The organism is Phaeobacter sp. G2, assembly GCA_025163595.1.
GTDB lineage: Bacteria > Pseudomonadota > Alphaproteobacteria > Rhodobacterales > Rhodobacteraceae > Pseudophaeobacter.
Genome location: CP104100.1, coordinates 215999 through 232009 on the forward strand (window position 1 = coordinate 215999; position 16011 = coordinate 232009).

The 16011-nt window shown below is 57.8% G+C and carries 13 protein-coding genes; 8 read left to right on the forward strand and 5 right to left on the reverse strand.

All coding sequences use genetic code 11. The features are described 5' to 3' along the window. Positions 1–5 precede the first annotated feature (5 nt). From N1037_01070 to N1037_01105, 8 genes are all read left to right on the forward strand, one after another. Entirely contained in the window at positions 6–1523 is a 1518-nt protein-coding gene (locus N1037_01070) for a tetratricopeptide repeat protein (GenBank protein UWS79639.1), read from the forward strand. A 175-nt stretch (positions 1524–1698) separates the two neighbouring features. Beyond that, positions 1699–3321 carry a GMC family oxidoreductase N-terminal domain-containing protein gene (locus N1037_01075; GenBank protein UWS79640.1) on the forward strand — a complete coding sequence of 541 codons (1623 nt, stop codon included), beginning with the start codon at positions 1699–1701 and terminating at the stop codon, positions 3319–3321. Positions 3322–3340: 19 nt separating this feature from the next. Then, entirely contained in the window at positions 3341–4960 is a 1620-nt protein-coding gene (locus N1037_01080; GenBank protein ID UWS79641.1) for a long-chain-fatty-acid--CoA ligase, read from the forward strand. Between the two features lie 200 nt (positions 4961–5160). Beyond that, complete coding sequence (locus N1037_01085) at positions 5161–5994, forward strand: chemotaxis protein MotB (GenBank protein ID UWS81416.1); 834 nt, start codon at positions 5161–5163, stop codon at positions 5992–5994. A 123-nt stretch (positions 5995–6117) separates the two neighbouring features. Further along, the gene (locus N1037_01090) at positions 6118–7419 is read left to right on the forward strand and encodes a flagellar hook-basal body complex protein (protein UWS79642.1); all 1302 of its coding nucleotides are present in this window, start codon (positions 6118–6120) and stop codon (positions 7417–7419) included. Between the two features lie 43 nt (positions 7420–7462). Next, positions 7463–8908 (forward strand): flagellar hook-associated protein FlgK, encoded by a 1446-nt coding sequence (gene flgK, locus N1037_01095; GenBank protein UWS79643.1) that lies wholly within the window; start codon positions 7463–7465, stop codon positions 8906–8908. 3 nt (positions 8909–8911) lie between these two features. After that, on the forward strand, positions 8912–9916 hold the full coding sequence (locus tag N1037_01100; protein ID UWS79644.1) for a flagellin: 1005 nt from the start codon (positions 8912–8914) through the stop codon (positions 9914–9916). Then, positions 9916–11019, forward strand: coding sequence for a flagellar basal body P-ring protein FlgI (locus N1037_01105; GenBank protein UWS79645.1), 1104 nt, complete (start codon positions 9916–9918; stop codon positions 11017–11019). The genes N1037_01100 and N1037_01105 overlap by 1 nt, the downstream gene beginning before the upstream one ends. A 152-nt stretch (positions 11020–11171) precedes the next feature. Here N1037_01105 and N1037_01110 read toward each other — a convergent pair whose 3' ends face one another. The 5 genes from N1037_01110 to fliF form a co-directional block, all read right to left on the reverse strand. Beyond that, the gene (locus N1037_01110) at positions 11172–12383 is read right to left on the reverse strand and encodes a GTP-binding protein (GenBank protein UWS79646.1); all 1212 of its coding nucleotides are present in this window, start codon (positions 12381–12383) and stop codon (positions 11172–11174) included. A gap of 212 nt (positions 12384–12595) precedes the next feature. Further along, positions 12596–13339 (reverse strand): flagellar type III secretion system pore protein FliP, encoded by a 744-nt coding sequence (gene fliP / locus N1037_01115; protein ID UWS79647.1) that lies wholly within the window; start codon positions 13337–13339, stop codon positions 12596–12598. Beyond that, on the reverse strand, positions 13336–13632 hold the full coding sequence (locus tag N1037_01120; protein ID UWS79648.1) for a FliM/FliN family flagellar motor C-terminal domain-containing protein: 297 nt from the start codon (positions 13630–13632) through the stop codon (positions 13336–13338). The genes fliP and N1037_01120 overlap by 4 nt, the downstream gene beginning before the upstream one ends. Then, positions 13625–14227 carry an ABC transporter ATP-binding protein gene (locus tag N1037_01125; GenBank protein ID UWS79649.1) on the reverse strand — a complete coding sequence of 201 codons (603 nt, stop codon included), beginning with the start codon at positions 14225–14227 and terminating at the stop codon, positions 13625–13627. The genes N1037_01120 and N1037_01125 overlap by 8 nt, the downstream gene beginning before the upstream one ends. Beyond that, complete coding sequence (fliF, locus tag N1037_01130) at positions 14227–15900, reverse strand: flagellar basal-body MS-ring/collar protein FliF (GenBank protein UWS79650.1); 1674 nt, start codon at positions 15898–15900, stop codon at positions 14227–14229. The genes N1037_01125 and fliF overlap by 1 nt, the downstream gene beginning before the upstream one ends. Positions 15901–16011 lie beyond the last annotated feature (111 nt).

Sequence of the window (16011 nt, forward strand, 5' to 3'; positions counted from 1 at the left end):
CCGCCATGCTCTGGTCATTGTTGAAAATTCTGGTCTTTGTTGCCCTCGTGGCCTTGCTTGCCTTTGGAGCGGGTATTCTGATGGAAACCGCAGGCGGGGTGCAGATCACCGTAGCGGGGACCGAATACACCCTGGGGGCGCTGCAATCGGTGCTGGCGCTGGGTCTGTTGGTGCTGGGGGTCTGGATCTTCCTGAAGCTGCTGACCCTGCTTATCGCCACGCTCAAGTTCCTCAACGGGGACGAAACGGCGATGTCGCGCTATTTTGACAAGGGACGCGAGCGCAAGGGCTATCAGGCGCTGTCCGATGGTATGATGGCGCTGGCCTCTGGCGAGGGGCGTCTGGCGCTGACCAAGGCGTCAAAGGCGGCGCGGTATCTGGATAATCCGGAACTTACCGACCTGTTGACGGCGCAGGCGGCGGAAATGGCCGGCGATACGCATAAGGCCGCAGAGGCCTATAAGCGCCTGCTGAGCAATCAGACCACCCGCTTTGTCGGGGTGCGCGGCATCATGAAGCAAAAGCTGTCCGAGGGGGACAGGGTCACCGCGCTGCAATTGGCCGAAAAGGCCCTAGCACTGCGTCCCAAACACGAAGAAGTTCAGGACACGTTGCTGCAGCTTCAGGCCCAGGCCGAAGACTGGGCGGGGGCGCGTAAAACCCTGTCCACCAAGCTGAAATCGGGCACGCTGCCGCGCGATGTGTTTAAACGTCGCGATGCGGTGCTGGCGCTTTCCGCCTCTCGTGGGGTTATCGACGAAGAGGCAACAGTCGCGCAGCGCGAACAGGCCATTGAGGCCAATCGGCTATCGCCCGATCTGGTTCCGGCAGCGGCGATGGCGGCGCGAGCCTATTTGGCGCAGGGCAAGAAACGCAATGCAGTCAAGGTGTTGAAAAAGGCCTGGGAGGCACAGCCGCACCCGGACCTTGCCCATGTCTTTGCCGAGGTTGAGCCAGAGGAAACCGCCGCGCAGCGGGTGAAACGTTTTGACCAGCTGGCGCGGCTAAAGCCACAGGATGACGAAACCCGGCTGGTCATGGCCGAGCTGCATATCGTCGCCGAAGATTTCCCCGAGGCGCGCCGCGCGTTGGGAGATCTGGTGGAACGGGCGCCGGATGCGCGGGTGCTGACGCTGATGGCGGCGATTGAGAAAGGCGAGGGCGCTGACAATGCGGTGACCCAGGCCTGGCTGGCGCGGGCCTTGACGGCGCCGCGGGGGCCGCAGTGGCTGTGCAGCAACTGCAACCATATCCATGCCGATTGGGCACCGGTTTGTGAACATTGCACCAGCTTTGACACCCTGAGCTGGCAACGCCCGGAAACCCCGGAGGTCGCCAGCGCCACCGGTGTGCATATGCTACCGCTGATCACCGGCGCAGCAGCTGCAAGCAACGCGGCCACGGGCGCTGTGGTGGTGCAAGACATCGTTGATGTTGAGGAGATCGACGCCAGCGCTGAGGCTGATAAGGCGGATGACAGCGCCGGGTCAGAAGAAGGCGGCGACGCCCAAGCCAAAGCATAAAGACTTCACAAAGCAAACCGGGGGTGCAGGCGCGCAGGTGCCAGTTGTCCCCCCCCCCGTTTCTTCCCGTAAGCCATCTGTTTGGGTATAGTCCAGATTTACGCGGTGTAAGTCTGGACAGATACTGCTGGCTTGGCTCTGCTACCACCCACAGGGTTGTATGGGGAGGAACGCAATGAAATTTGACTATGTAATTGTCGGAGGTGGCTCTGCCGGGGCGACATTGGCTGCCCGTTTGAGTGAGGATTCTGCCACTACGGTCTGTCTGATTGAGGCCGGCGGTAAGGGGGACGGTATTCTGGTGCGCGCTCCGGCTGCGGTTGTTGCGATGCTGCCGGGGCGACCCAAGATCAACAACTGGGCCTTTGAAACGGTGCCGCAGCCGGGGCTGAATGGCCGCAAGGGCTATCAGCCACGGGGCAAGGCCCTGGGCGGATCGAGCGCCATCAATGCCATGCTCTATGTTCGTGGCCATGCCAAGGACTATGACGAATGGGCCGATCTGGGCTGCGACGGCTGGAACTGGGACGCGGTGTTGCCCTATTTCAAGCGTGCCGAAAATAACGAGCGCGGCGGCGATGCGGTGCACGGGGACAGCGGGCCGCTGCAGGTCAGCAATCAGAAATCCCCACGCCCCATCACCCGCGCCTTTGTCGAGGCCGGTCAGGCGCTGCAGATCCGCGAAGTCGCCGATTTCAACAGCGGCGATAACGAGGGCATTGGCGAATACCAGGTCACCCAGTTTCATGCCCAGGATAAGAACGGTGAGCGGTGCTCGGCGGCGGCGGCCTATCTGCATCCGGTGATGGATCGCCCCAATCTGACGGTGCTGACCAAAGCCCATGCCACCAGGGTGCTGTTTGAAGGCAAGCGCGCCACTGGCGTTGCCTATCGCCAGGGGGGGCAGGACAAAGAGGTCATGGCGCAGCGCGAGGTGCTGCTTTGTGGTGGAACGTTCAATTCGCCGCAACTGCTGCAACTGTCGGGCGTTGGCCGGGCTGAGGATATCGAACCACATGGCATCAAGATGCTGCACGAGCTGCCCGGAGTGGGCCAGAACCTGCAGGATCATCTGGATTTCACCCTGGCCTACAAAAGCAAGGATCGCGACAACTTTGGCATATCCCTGCCGGGCAGCCTATCTTTGCTGAAACATATCACCAACTGGCGGTCTTCGGGCCAGGGCATGATTGCCACCCCCTTTGCCGAAGGCGCGGCCTTTCTCAAGACCGAAAGCCATCTGGAGCGCGCGGATATTCAGCTACATTTTGTCATCTCAATCGTGGATGATCATGCGCGAAAACTGCATATGGGCCATGGGTTTAGTTGCCATGTCTGTGTGTTGCGGCCAAAATCGCGGGGTTCGGTCGGGTTGACCTCCGGTGATCCCATGGCGCCGCCGCGCATTGATCCGCAGTTCCTGTCGGATCCCGAAGATCTGGCCGTGCTGATCAAGGGCGCGCGCAAGACGCGACAGCTGATGCAAACCGCACCGCTGTCCGGCTACATCCACAAAGAACTCTTTATCAAAGAAGAGCCGGATGACGCAGCGTTGGAGCAGCACATCCGGGCGCGCTCGGATACGATTTATCATCCGGTGGGAACCTGTAAGATGGGGCAGGACGACATGGCTGTTGTCGATCCGGATTTGAAGGTGCGGGGCCTGGCGGGGCTGCGCGTTGTAGATGCCTCTGTGATGCCGCGGCTGATAGGGGGGAATACCAACGCCCCCACCATTATGATTGCAGAAAAGGCTGCGGATCTGATCCGTGGCCATGCAGCGCTGGCTGCAGAATAATTTGGAGGAGACAGGCGAAATGCTTGGCAAGATGATGCACAATCCGCTGACGATCAGCTCTTTGATTGAACATGCGGGGCGCTATCACGGCGAAACCACAGTGACCTCAGTCGAAACCTCTGGGGAGGTGGTGCATTCCAGCTGGGGCGAGGTTGAGGCCAACGCCCGCAAACTGGCCGCCGCGCTGGAGCGTCTGGGCGTGGCCCAGGGGGACCGTTGCGGTACCATTGCCTGGAACAACCAGCGGCACCTGGAAATCTATTTTGGTGTCGCCGGCGCCGGAATGATCTGCCACACGATCAACCCGCGCCTGAAACCCGAGCAGCTGATTTATATCATCAATCATGCTGAAGATCAGGTCTTGTTCATTGATGCCACCTTTGTGACCGCGGTGGGTCAGCTGAAGGAGCATTTCAAAACCGTCAAACACATCGTGCTGATGGGCCCGCGCGATGAAGCCGCCGCCGAGGCTGTGCCGGGTATCCTGTTCTATGACGAGCTGATTGCCGCCGAAGGTGATGCGTACAGCTGGCCAGAGCTGGATGAAAACATGCCGTCGAGCCTGTGCTATACCTCGGGCACCACCGGCAATCCCAAAGGGGTTCAATATACCCACCGCACCACCGTGCTGCACTCGCTGGGGGGCAACCAGCCGGATGGGCTGGCGATCTCGGCGCGGGATACGGTGATGGCCGTGGTACCGATGTTCCACGTGAATGCCTGGGGCGTGCCCTATATTGCCGCTGGTGTTGGCGCCAAACTGGTGCTGCCAGGGCCAAACCTGGACGGCGAAAGCCTGGTCAAGCTGATCGACGGTGAGCAGGTGACCCTGGCGCTGGGCGTTCCAACCATCTGGATGGGACTGTTGCAGGCACTGGAAAAGACCGGCAGCAAGGCCGAGAGCCTGACCCGCACCGTTGTGGGGGGCTCGGCGCTGCCAACGGTGATGATCCCGGCCTTCCGCGACAAATACGGGGTGGAGCTGATCCATGCCTGGGGCATGACGGAAACCAGCCCGTTGGGAACGATGAATCATCTGCTGCAAAAGCATCATGATCTGTCCGACACCGAAAAAGGCGCCATCCGCGAAGGCCAGGGCCGTCCACCCTATGGGGTCGAGCTGCGTATTGTCGACGAATCAGGCCATGTGCTGGCCAATGATGGGGAAACCCAGGGTGAGCTTCAGATCCGTGGCCACTGGATTATCGACACCTACTTTGGCCAGGACAAAAGTGCCCTGACCATGGATGGCTGGTTTGACACCGGCGATGTCGCCACCATTGACGGCGATGGCTACATGATTATCCGCGACCGCTCCAAGGATATCATCAAGTCCGGCGGCGAGTGGATTTCGACGGTGGAACTGGAAGATATTGCCATGTCGCACCCGCAGGTGGCGCAGGCCGCTGCCATTGCGGCGCAGCATCCCAAATGGGATGAACGCCCGGTGGTGATCGCAATCAAATCTGACGCGGATCTGACCGAGGCTGATCTTCTGGCCCATTATGAGGGTCGTGTAGCCAGCTGGCAAATCCCGGACAAGGTGGTTTTTGTGACTGAACTGCCGTTGGGCGGGACCGGTAAGGTGCTGAAGAATAAGCTGCGCGAATCGTTTGGCTCTATCCTGATTGAGTCCTAACAGAACTGACCTGCGCCCCAGCAGCCAAAGCCGGGGCGCAGTCATCTACCTTTTTTGTCCGCAGCCCTGGCCCTAGCAGGGCACTGGGCTATGCCACCCCCCTGTTTATAAGCCTTAACTGCCGGCAAGTTTAATTGTTAAGGGCCAGTTAGCACCCCACCTGATATCCCATGAGTGGGTGAAAAATAGTGGTGGTGGATATGAGCGCACAAAATGGAATGGCGCCTATTATCATCAAGAAGAAAAAAGTCGTTAGTGGCGGTGGCCACCATGGGGGCGCCTGGAAGGTGGCCTATGCAGACTTTGTGACAGCCATGATGGCGTTCTTCTTGTTGATGTGGCTGTTGAACGCAACAACTGAAAAGCAACGTAAGGGTCTGGCGGATTACTTTTCGCCATCGATTCCGCTCAGCCGGATTTCCGGTGGCGGCAATGGTGCCTTCCAGGGCGACAGTATGTTTACCGAAGACATCCAGCCGCAGTCCGGTACGGGGGCTTCTGACATCAATCCGATGGATGCGCAGAAAGCCCAGGGTCAGACCGGCGTCAGTGATGCCGAGAAAGCCGAGGAAGACAGCAAGTTCCGCGCCATCGAAGAGCAGCTTCAGGGCCGCGGTGGTGAGAGCATGGTTTCGGTTGAGATGTCACGCCACATCATTACGCGTGTCACCGATGAAGGTCTGATTGTCGAACTGTTCGAGACAGACGGGGTCAATCTTTTTGCCGCCGGTGGTGCGGAGCCGACTCCGTTGTTCCGTGACCTGGTGCGCATGGTGGCGCGGGTGAGTGGCAGTGTGACCAATGACATTGCGATCAGCGGGCACATTCAGTCGCATCCGGTTGTTCTGGCACAGAATCCGGTTTGGGAAGTGTCTCATAACCGGGCAAATGTTACCCGAACTCTGCTCGAATCGGGTGGTATGAAATCCAGCCGAATCCATCGGATTACGGGGCACGCGGACAGAAAACTGGCAGTGAAAAATCCGATGGCGGTCCGGAATAACCGGGTGGAAATCATCCTCTTGCGTGAATGAACCCTATATAACTCACCCTCGGGCGGCGCAGTATAAATTGCATTTTATCTGTTAGCCGCCCGTTAAGTGCTGATGCGCTAGCTGTTGCTCCAAGAACGACTTATTGCAGCAGAAAGGCGCAACATGACCATTTCTTCCGCCCTGAATGCCGGTGTTTCCGGATTGAGTGCAAACGCGAGCTCTTTGGCCGCAATTTCGGACAATATCGCAAACTCCTCCACAAGCGGGTACAAGAGAGTAGAGACAGACTTCCAATCCATGGTGGTCGGCTCTTCTGGCGGCAGGTATTCTGCGGGCGGTGTCTCCGCCAGCAATATGCGCCTGATTGACCAGCGCGGACCTCTTGTCGGAACCAACAATGCAACCGATCTGGCTGTAAGTGGCCGTGGCATGTTGCCCGTCGCCTCCCTGACCGAAGTGCAGGGCGACAATGGGTCTCCAACCATGTTGATGACCACGACCGGGTCCTTCCGCACCAATGACGAAGGTTACCTGACGACAAAATCAGGTCTGGTCCTGCTCGGCTGGCCTGCCAACCCGGATGGTACAGTTTCAGACGGTCCACGCGACACAGCCGAAGGGCTGGAGCCGGTTCAGTACAACATGAACCAGCTGACTGGCGAGCCGACAACAACTGTTGGTCTGGGCGTGAACCTTCCCGCCACTGATACCGAGGCCGGCAGCGCGGGTACTGTGCGCAACATGACGGTTGAATATTATGACAACCTTGGCAGCTCGCAGACACTGGGCATTACCTATACGCCAACGGTTCCTGCAAGCGGCAGCTCGAACGAATGGACCATGCAGATCACCGATAGCGCCTCTGGCGGCGCGGTGATTGGCGAATACACCATGACGTTCAATGACAGTCGTACCGCGGGTGGTTCACTTGCCTCGGTCACGGCGGTTTCGGGCGGTGCCTATGATCCGGCAACCGGCAGCATTGTGGTCAATGTTGATGGCGGGCCGATGGAAATCAAAGTCGGCACCATTGGTGAGAGCGATGGGTTCACCCAGCTTTCCGATACCTTTGCACCGGCTTCGGTCACCAAAGACGGTTCCGAAGTCGGCACCATGGTTGGTGTCGAAGTTGACCCGCAGGGCTATCTCCGCGCCAACTATGATTCCGGTGCCAGCCGTGTGATTTACAAGATCCCACTGGTGGATGTCCCTAATTTGAATGGCCTGAAATCACTTGATAACCAGACCTATCTGCCCTCGTCGGACAGTGGATCCTACTTCTTGTGGGACGCGGGTGACGGACCAACAGGGGAAGTTGCCTCTTATTCGCGGGAAGAATCAGCCACCGATGTGGCGACCGAACTGACGGATATGATCAAGACGCAGCGGGCCTATTCTTCCAATGCCAAAGTGATCCAGACCGTCGATGAGATGCTTCAGGAAACCACCAACATCAAGCGATAAGCGTCGCTGATACTTTGACTCCGGCTTAGAAAGAGCGCCTGACATGTCTATCACAAGTGCACTTAACTCCGCGATGACCGGACTGACCGCGAATGCGCGGCTGTCCCAAGTAACTTCGGAGAACCTGGCCAATGCGCTAACGCCTGGCTACTCCTCTCAAAAGCTGAACCTGTCCACCAGCCAATATGCGGCTGGTGTCAGGATCGGGGATGTGGAGCGCAATGTTAATCCGGCATTGCAATCCACCACCCGCAAGGCGGAAGCTGAATATGCAAAGATCGGAGTCTACTCGGATTTCTATTCCCGGATGTCCAACTTTGTTGGCACCGTGGACGACAATATGTCGATCTCTACGCAGATCTCAAACTTTGACGCGGCATTGGTCGAAGCAACCTCACGCCCGGATTCAACCGAACGGTTGCATGATCTTTCGGTAAAGGCGGACTTGATTGTTCAATCCATTACTGACGCAGCCGACGGGTTGAACAATCAGCGGCTTGCAGCTGAATCCTCGATTGATCTGCAGGTTGACCAACTGAACAGTCAGTTGAAAGAACTGGAAAAGCTGAATGCCCGTATTGTTGTTGCTCAGGCGGCAGGTGGTAGCACCACAGCAATGGAAGATCAGCGAGATCTGTTGATTGATACTGTGAACCAGGCGATCCCGGTCAACGTCGTGCAGCGGGATCAGGGCCGGGTTGCTCTGTTCACCGTTGGGGGTGTCGCCTTGCTGGATGGTCGGGCATCAGAGCTGAGCTTTGACGCCAAGCGCACAATCGAGCCACAGATGACCCAGGACAACGGGTTGTTGTCAGGGCTGGAGATCAATGGCTTGGCGATGGATACCTCTATCAACGGGCCGTTGCGGGGTGGCACCTTGATTGCGGCCTTTGATATTCGCGACAATGTCGCGGTTGAGGCGCAGAATGATCTGGATGCCGTAGCCCGCGATCTGGTGGAGCGCTTCCAGGATCCGGCGTTGGATGCCACTATTGGCCTGACCGATGCGGGGATCTTTACCGACAGCGGCGGTGCCTTTGATCCCGCTGATACAGTGGGCCTGGCGGCGCGGCTGGAATTGAATGATCTGGTGGCCATGGACGGTCAGGCAGAAACCTGGCGTCTGCGGGATGGGCTCTATGCTGCCACCGAAGGCGATCCCGGTGATGCCAGCCAACTGATCGCCTATTCAGAAGCCATCAGCGAAAACCGGACGGTTTCGACCACCAAGTTGGGCACAATTTCTTCGGATCTCAACACGCTGAGCGCCTCTCTTATGTCGCGGTTTGCCCGAGACAGTGACAGCGCCAACAATTCGCTAAGCTTTGCTGCCACCAGTTACACCGAGCTGGCTCAGGCAGAGCTTGCCCTTGGTGTTGATTCGGACGCCGAGCTGCAAAACATGATGCTCATCGAGAATGCCTACGCAGCAAATGCACGCATGCTGTCGACCATTGATGACATGATGGAATCTCTTCTGAGGATATAATGAATGATCTATAATTCCTACGGCGACCTGACCACTCATAGTTTCCTGCGCAATCGCAATGCGGAACTAAAGCTGGATCTGGCGACGCTGTCACAAGAAGTTTCCACAGGCAAAAAATCCAACCTGACTGCGGAGTTGGGCGGTGACTTTTCCTATCTGGCCGATATCGAAAACAATCTGAACCGGATCGAAAGCCAAACCGTCGCCACCAATGAGACCAAACTCTTCGCCCTGAGCATGCAGAGTAATCTGTCGCGTATTCAGGAAGGAACGCAGCTGATGCGTGACGACATCGTTTCGGTCTCCACCACGCTGAACGCGACCGACGCGGAGCAGTTCGCCAAGGAGGCCAGTCGTCAGTTGGACGCGGCAATCAGTTCATTGAATGGTTGGGCTGGTGGACGCAGCTTGTTTTCCGGCACGGCGACGGGAACATCACCGTTGAATGATGCCGACACAATGATGAGTGAACTGGTGCTCGAAACGGCCGGTCTGACCGATGCGGCCGATATTATTCAAGCGGTGAAAGACTGGTTTGCAGACCCCGCCGGATTTAACACGTTGATGTACAATGGGTCGACCACTGATCTTTCCCCGGTCGAAATTGGCGATGGCGAGACGGTATCGCTGTCTCTGCGGGCCGATGACCCGGACCTGACCCATTCCTTGCAGAGCTTTGCGATCCTTGCCCTGATGGATGAACCCGGTGTGGCGCTGTCAGATGAAGTCAAAATCGACATGACCCGCGCAGGCATTACTGAAATGGCTGACAGCAGCTCTCGTTTGGTTGAGGCGCAGGCGGATATCGGCTTTATGGAATCTCAGCTCGAACGGGTCAGCACGCGCAATCAGGCCAGTAAAACCAGCCTCAGCCTGGCCTTCAACGACATTGTTCTGGCCGATCAGTATGAAGTTTCCTCCAAGATGAAGTCGACAGAGACCCAGCTGGAAATCCTTTATACGGTGACTGCGCGCAGCGCCCAACTCAGCCTTGTAAAGCACATGTGATGATGAAATTTTTTCGCCTTTTGATCGCCTGCCTGCTGCTGCCGACTTTGGCGCAGGCCAATGCAATTCGCCTCAAGGATCTTGTCGAATTCGACGGGGTGCGCGGCAACGATCTGGTAGGCTACGGTCTGGTGGTGGGTCTCAATGGAACCGGGGACGGGTTGCGAAACTCGCCCTTCACCGAAGAGATCATGACCAACATTCTGGAACGTCTCGGGGTCAATGTAACCGGCGAACAGTTCCGGCCGAAAAACGTGGCAGCGGTCTTTGTGACCGCAACCTTGCCGCCCTTTGCCCGTGTTGGCGGTACTGTGGATGTCACGGTGTCGGCCATTGGCGATTCCAAAAGCCTGCTGGGTGGCACCTTGATCATGACGCCGCTGAACGCCGCTGATGGTCAGATCTATGCGGTGGCGCAGGGGACCATTCTTGCGGGTGGGGCTGTTGCCGAAGGCGATGGTGCCAGCGTTACCCAGGGGGTTCCGACCTCTGGCAATATCCCTTCGGGGGCGCGGGTAGAGCGCGAGATCGGTTTTGATCTGTCGTCGCTGTCGACCATGCGTCTGGCCCTGCGGGAGCCGGATTTCACCACCGCAGAGCGGATCGAACGCGCGGTGAATGATGAATTTGGCCGTGGCGTTGCATTGATGCGCGATTCCGGAACTGTCGAGATCGACATCAAACGCACCAATGCGCGCTCAACCGCCCATGCTGTCGGGCGGATGGAAAATCTTTTGGTGGAACCGCAGCGCAAGGCCCGTGTGGTGGTTGATCAGCGCTCCGGAACCATTGTGATGGGCAGCGATGTGCGGATTTCCCGGGTGGCGGTGGCTCAGGGCAACCTGACGCTACGGATCGAAGAGGCACCGCTGGTGTCACAGCCAAGTCCCTTTACTGATGGCGAAACCGTGGTGGTGCCGCGTACCAATGCAGCCATCGACGAGGAAGAAGGCGTGCAGCTGGCCGAGGTGCGCGAGACCACATCCCTGTCAGAGGTGGTCGCAGGTCTCAATGCGCTGGGCGTGTCGCCCCGTGACATGATCGACATCCTGAAAAGTCTGAAAGCCGCAGGTGCATTGCACGCCGAGTTTGTGGTGCGCTAAGCCACGGCAGACTGCCTAAGCTACAGAAAGTCCCGGATCGTCGCAGACGGTCCGGGACTTTTTATTTTGAGGTTTTAGATCTTCAGATCACGCTGCCAATAGCGCAGCCCGCAGCATAAGGCATTACCCGACATCAAAACGGGTCACCGGCATCAACGCTGTCCCCATTGTGGAAAAGGATCTGCCATATCGGTCCATGCATCGGGGTGGAAATCCGTTGTATCGACCAAGGCGTCATTCAGCCGGGCACTGATGGTTTCACGCTCCAGCCCGGCGCCAATGAAGACCAGTTCCTGGCGCCGATCCCCCCATGGCTCTACCCAGTTGCGGGCAATTTCAGCCTGCGCCTGTGGGTGGTCGGGCAGGCGGTCTTGCGGTACCGAGGCCCACCACCGGCCCAGGGGAGCCACTGAAGACAGCGCCCCGGCGAGGCTGAATTCGGCCGTCCAGTCTGGCCGGGTAGCGATCCAGAAATGTCCCTTCGCACGGATCACCCCCGGAAGTGCACCGTTCAACACCGCATGCAGTTTTTGCGGATCAAAGGGCGCACGGGCGTGAAAGACGAAGGATTCGATGCCGTATTCTTCATCCTCGGGGGTGTGGTTGGCAAAGCCATACAGCTCTTTTGCCCACATGGGGTGTTCATGGGCGGTGTCAAAGTTGAACAGGCCGGTGTCGAGAATGGCATCAGCCGCCACGTCAGAGTGATCGGTTTCGATGATCCTGGCGTCACCATTCAGGGCGCGGATGATCTTGCGCGCATTTTCTGTGCGGGATGCGCCTGCATCTGTAACCTTGTTGAGGATCACAACATCGGCAAATTCGATCTGTTCGGTGAGCAGGCTGACCAGACTGCGGTTGTCTTCTTCGCCCAGCGATTCGCCGCGGTCGTTGAGAAAGTCATGGCTGGAGAAATCCTGTAAAAGGTTCACCGCATCAACCACGGTGACCATGGTGTCGAGCCGTGCCACGTCAGACAGGCTTTGGCCCTGGTCGTCGCGAAAATCAAAGGTCGCCGCCACCGGCAGCGGTTCTGAAATTCCGGTGGATTCGATCAGAAGATAATCAAAGCGGCCTTCCTGGGACAGTTTGCGCACCTCTTTGAGCAGGTCATCACGCAGGGTGCAGCAGATACAGCCATTGGACATTTCAACCAGGGTTTCTTCGGATCGCGACAGTTCGGTGCCCTCGCGGACCAGATCGGCATCGATGTTTACCTCAGACATGTCGTTGACGATGACGGCAACCCGCCGCCCATTGCGGTTGTTTAGGACACGGTTGAGCAATGTGGTTTTGCCTGCCCCAAGAAAGCCGGACAGAACGGTGACGGGAAGGCGGGTATCGGATTGGGAGGTGTCGCGCATGGAACAGGGATCCTCGGCTTTTTGCTAGGCGGGTGAAAGGGATGAATCATGTAATGATGTTATATCATAACATTTGCAAGAAAATTCTGTACCGCCAAAACAATCTTGGGCAAAGACCAGCGCACACAGGACAACAGCCCCGGCACTGGGGCCGGGGCTGTAAGCGCAGAATGCTGGAGGCACCCTGTGGGATTTATGTCTTATTTTAATGGCTAGGGATAATAGCTGCGCACCAGGGCAGTTGCGATCAGGCTCCAGCCGTCGGCGACCACAAAGAACGCCAGTTTGAACGGCAGCGAGACCACCGCCGGTGGCACCATCATCATCCCCATCGACATCAGCACCGCAGCCACCACAAGGTCGATCACCAGGAAGGGCAGAAAGACCAGAAAGCCAATCTGAAAAGCGCGGGCAATTTCAGACAGCAGAAAGCTGGGGATCAGCACGGAAAGCGGCGCCTCCGGGCTGGGATTCATGGCTTCCATGTCTGGGCGCAGATCGGAAATCGCATAGAAGGTATCGGGATCCAGACGATTGGCCATAAAGGCACGAAAGGGTTCCAGCCCCCGCATCAGGCCGGTTTCAATGTCGATCTGTTCTTCGATCAGAGGACTGATGCCGACCTGCCAGGCCTCGGTAAAGACGGGCTCCATGACAAAATAGGTGAGAAACAGCGCCAGGCTGATCATCATCATATTGGGTGGCGCCTGCTGCAGGCCCAGACCCTGGCGAAGGATCGACAGAACCGTCACCAGGAATGGGAAACAGGTGATCATGATCAGCAGACCAGGGGCCAGGCTGAGCACGGTGATCAACAGGATAAGCTGGATCGAACGGGCCGAGATAGATTGCCCCTCGGCGAGCGACAGGCTCAGCTCCTGCGCCATTGCCGCCTGCGGCAGCATCAGGGCTGCGCAGGTGACAACAAGTGTGAGGACTAGGGCTGTGCGTGTCATCCCAGGCCGTTTTGCAAATCGGCGATCTCGGTCAGGCGAACCGCCAATTGACCAGCCTGATCGCCTTCCATTTCTTCGAGCTGACCCCGGGCGACCAAACGGTCCCCGACATATAGGTCAACGGGATCCTCGACGCGTTTATCCAGCGCCAGAATTGAGTTCTCACACAGACCCACGAGGTCGCGGACCAGGGGGCGGGCCTTGCCAACTGAAACCACCACCTCGACGGGAACAGAAACAAATGGGTTGCTGGCGTCGGTGGCCTGCTTCTTGAGATCGTCGGCGTCATCCATACTGGCTGTCCTCTCTAACGTGGTAGGTGAAGGCTTCTATTGAGTCCTGAATGGATTCAACCAGCCCCGAACTGTTAATTTCGCGTTCCGAAGTTCCGGCCCGCAGATAGGCCTGCCCCGGTGCCAGGTTTTCGTCTTCCTGGACCTGAACCGGAGTGGCAAAAGAATCGGGTAGCAGGGAGCGCACAGCAGTCCCTTCCCCGGGCGACACAAAGATGCTCATCGGTTGATCCGTGTGCATCTTGGCCATGTCGGTCATTTGATCGACGATATGGTGGCCAAAGGTCGCCGCCATGGTATCGGGCAGCACCGCACTGGTCAGGACCTTGAACATAGGGTCCAGCGATTCGATCAGCTGTGCCTGCGCTTCTTTGTAGGTGAAGTTCAGATCCTCCAGCGAACTCGTCAAAGTGGCTGAAATATGTGCTGTCTCTTTATCCTTGGCCGTCACCGCATCGTCCCAACCGGCGCTGTAGCCCTTTTCATAAGACACAGCCCGTTCTTCCTCGATCAGCTCTTCCGAGAGTTCCGGGAAATCCGTTTGTTGAACGAAGGTTGCAGGACCAAAATCTTCTAGTAGGTGGGTAATTCCCATCAGACCCGTTCCTCATTTTCTTCCAGCCATCCGCGCAGGATCTGGACAGTTTCTTCTTGGCGTTCGCCAATCATTTCACGCAGGCGATCAACCGGGTTCTCGCCGCCACCTCCGAGGGCTGGCAGGCCACCCATGTCGCCCATGCCGCCCATGTCTCCCATACCGCCGAACTGGCCGCCGCCATCCTGAATTTCACCATCCAGGGCAATATTGGAGCCAAGGTCCGGGTTCATCATAAAGTCCCCCATACCAGGTGCTGTACCCATGGCGGGCAGGTCAGGCAGCCCCCCCATTGGATCCATACTCGGGGCGCCAAGCGCTTGAACGCCCTCGCTTTTTCCTGCCAGAATTGGCCGGACCACAAAGAGACCGAGAATCAGGGTCACAATGGCAAGGGCTGCCATCTGAATAAGCCCCATGGCGTCAAAGTAGACGTTGTCCATAAAGGAGGAGGTGGCCTCGGTGCCCTGGGGTTCGATGCTGGGCAGATCCATCGACTTGAGGGTAATGACATCGCCGCGGGCCTCGTCAAACCCGATCGCCGCCGAGATCAGCTCGCGCAGGGCGCCCAGCTCTTCTTCGGGGCGCGGTTCAAACACAGATTCGCCCGCGTCATTGGTTATCGTCTGACCATTGATCAGGACCGCAACGGTCAGGCGTTTGATTGCACCTGGGCCGCGGATGATTTCCTTTTCGGTCTCGGAGATTTCATAGTTCACTCGCTCACGCGTTGCAGTGGTGTTGTTCTTTGACCCCTGGCCCGAAGCGGCATCCCCATCCGGGATATTCGAGGCCACGGTGACCTCGCCGGATTGGTTGCTGGACACATCGGCACGTTCTTCGACATCTGTACTGATGGCGACACGGCTGGCGGGATCAACATGCTTTTCGCGGATCGATTCGGTGTCGGTGACGGTATCGACGCTGACCTCGACCACGGCATTGCCGTGACCCACGCGGGCCTCAACCAGGCGCATGACCCGATCCCGAATCGATTGTGAGCGATCATCGGTTCCAGCACCGGCAGCAGCCGCGGCTTCAGGAGATCCGATCAAAGACCCATTGGCATCAATCACAGCAACATTATCCACCGCCAGTCCGGTGACGGCGGACGCAACCAAAAAGCGAATCGCATTGGCCTGGGCTGGGGTAATCGGGGATCCCAGAGGCACGACGGATACGGAGGCTGTTGGATCCACAGTGCGTTGAAAAGGATTGGCGCCAGTATTGGCAATATGGACGCGGGCCTGGCTGATATGGGGGCTGGCAACGATGGTTCGGGCGAGCTCTCCTTCTTTGGCGCGCCAGTAGGCCGCATCAAACATCTGCGATGTTGTGCCAAACCCGGTTAGCGAATCGAGCAGCTCGTAGCCACGACCGCCATTTGCAGGCAGGCCTTCGCTGGCCAGTGTCATGCGCAGCTCATCGCGGCGATCAGCGGGGACATATATAGAGCCACCGCGAACTTCGTATTGTGTATTGGCCTGTTCCAGTGACCGTACTACATCCCCAGCCGAGCCAGCTTCGAGCCCAGCATAGAGTAATTTCATGGTTGGCTTGCTCGCCACATGGGACATGGCAAACACACTCGCAATCACCGCTACTGTGGCGCCAACCACAATGAGCCGCTTACGCGTATCCAACCCGGTCCAGACATTCTTGATCTGCTGCACTTTAACCTCCGTCGCACCGGCATTCTGTCCGGCGTGATCCCTTTTTGACCGAGGGGCCTTAACATTCGGTTAGTTCCTCAGGGGTTATGAAGGCTTTGCACGACGTTTTAG

Coding starts and splice junctions, on each gene's coding strand:
- N1037_01070 (UWS79639.1), top strand. CDS start 6: ATGCTCTGGTCATTGTTGAAAATTCTGGTCTTTGTTGCCCTCGTGGCC.
- N1037_01075 (UWS79640.1), top strand. CDS start 1,699: ATGAAATTTGACTATGTAATTGTCGGAGGTGGCTCTGCCGGGGCGACA.
- N1037_01080 (UWS79641.1), top strand. CDS start 3,341: ATGCTTGGCAAGATGATGCACAATCCGCTGACGATCAGCTCTTTGATT.
- N1037_01085 (UWS81416.1), top strand. CDS start 5,161: ATGAGCGCACAAAATGGAATGGCGCCTATTATCATCAAGAAGAAAAAA.
- N1037_01090 (UWS79642.1), top strand. CDS start 6,118: ATGACCATTTCTTCCGCCCTGAATGCCGGTGTTTCCGGATTGAGTGCA.
- flgK (UWS79643.1), top strand. CDS start 7,463: ATGTCTATCACAAGTGCACTTAACTCCGCGATGACCGGACTGACCGCG.
- N1037_01100 (UWS79644.1), top strand. CDS start 8,912: ATGATCTATAATTCCTACGGCGACCTGACCACTCATAGTTTCCTGCGC.
- N1037_01105 (UWS79645.1), top strand. CDS start 9,916: ATGATGAAATTTTTTCGCCTTTTGATCGCCTGCCTGCTGCTGCCGACT.
- N1037_01110 (UWS79646.1), bottom strand. CDS start 12,383: ATGCGCGACACCTCCCAATCCGATACCCGCCTTCCCGTCACCGTTCTG.
- fliP (UWS79647.1), bottom strand. CDS start 13,339: ATGACACGCACAGCCCTAGTCCTCACACTTGTTGTCACCTGCGCAGCC.
- N1037_01120 (UWS79648.1), bottom strand. CDS start 13,632: ATGGATGACGCCGACGATCTCAAGAAGCAGGCCACCGACGCCAGCAAC.
- N1037_01125 (UWS79649.1), bottom strand. CDS start 14,227: ATGGGAATTACCCACCTACTAGAAGATTTTGGTCCTGCAACCTTCGTT.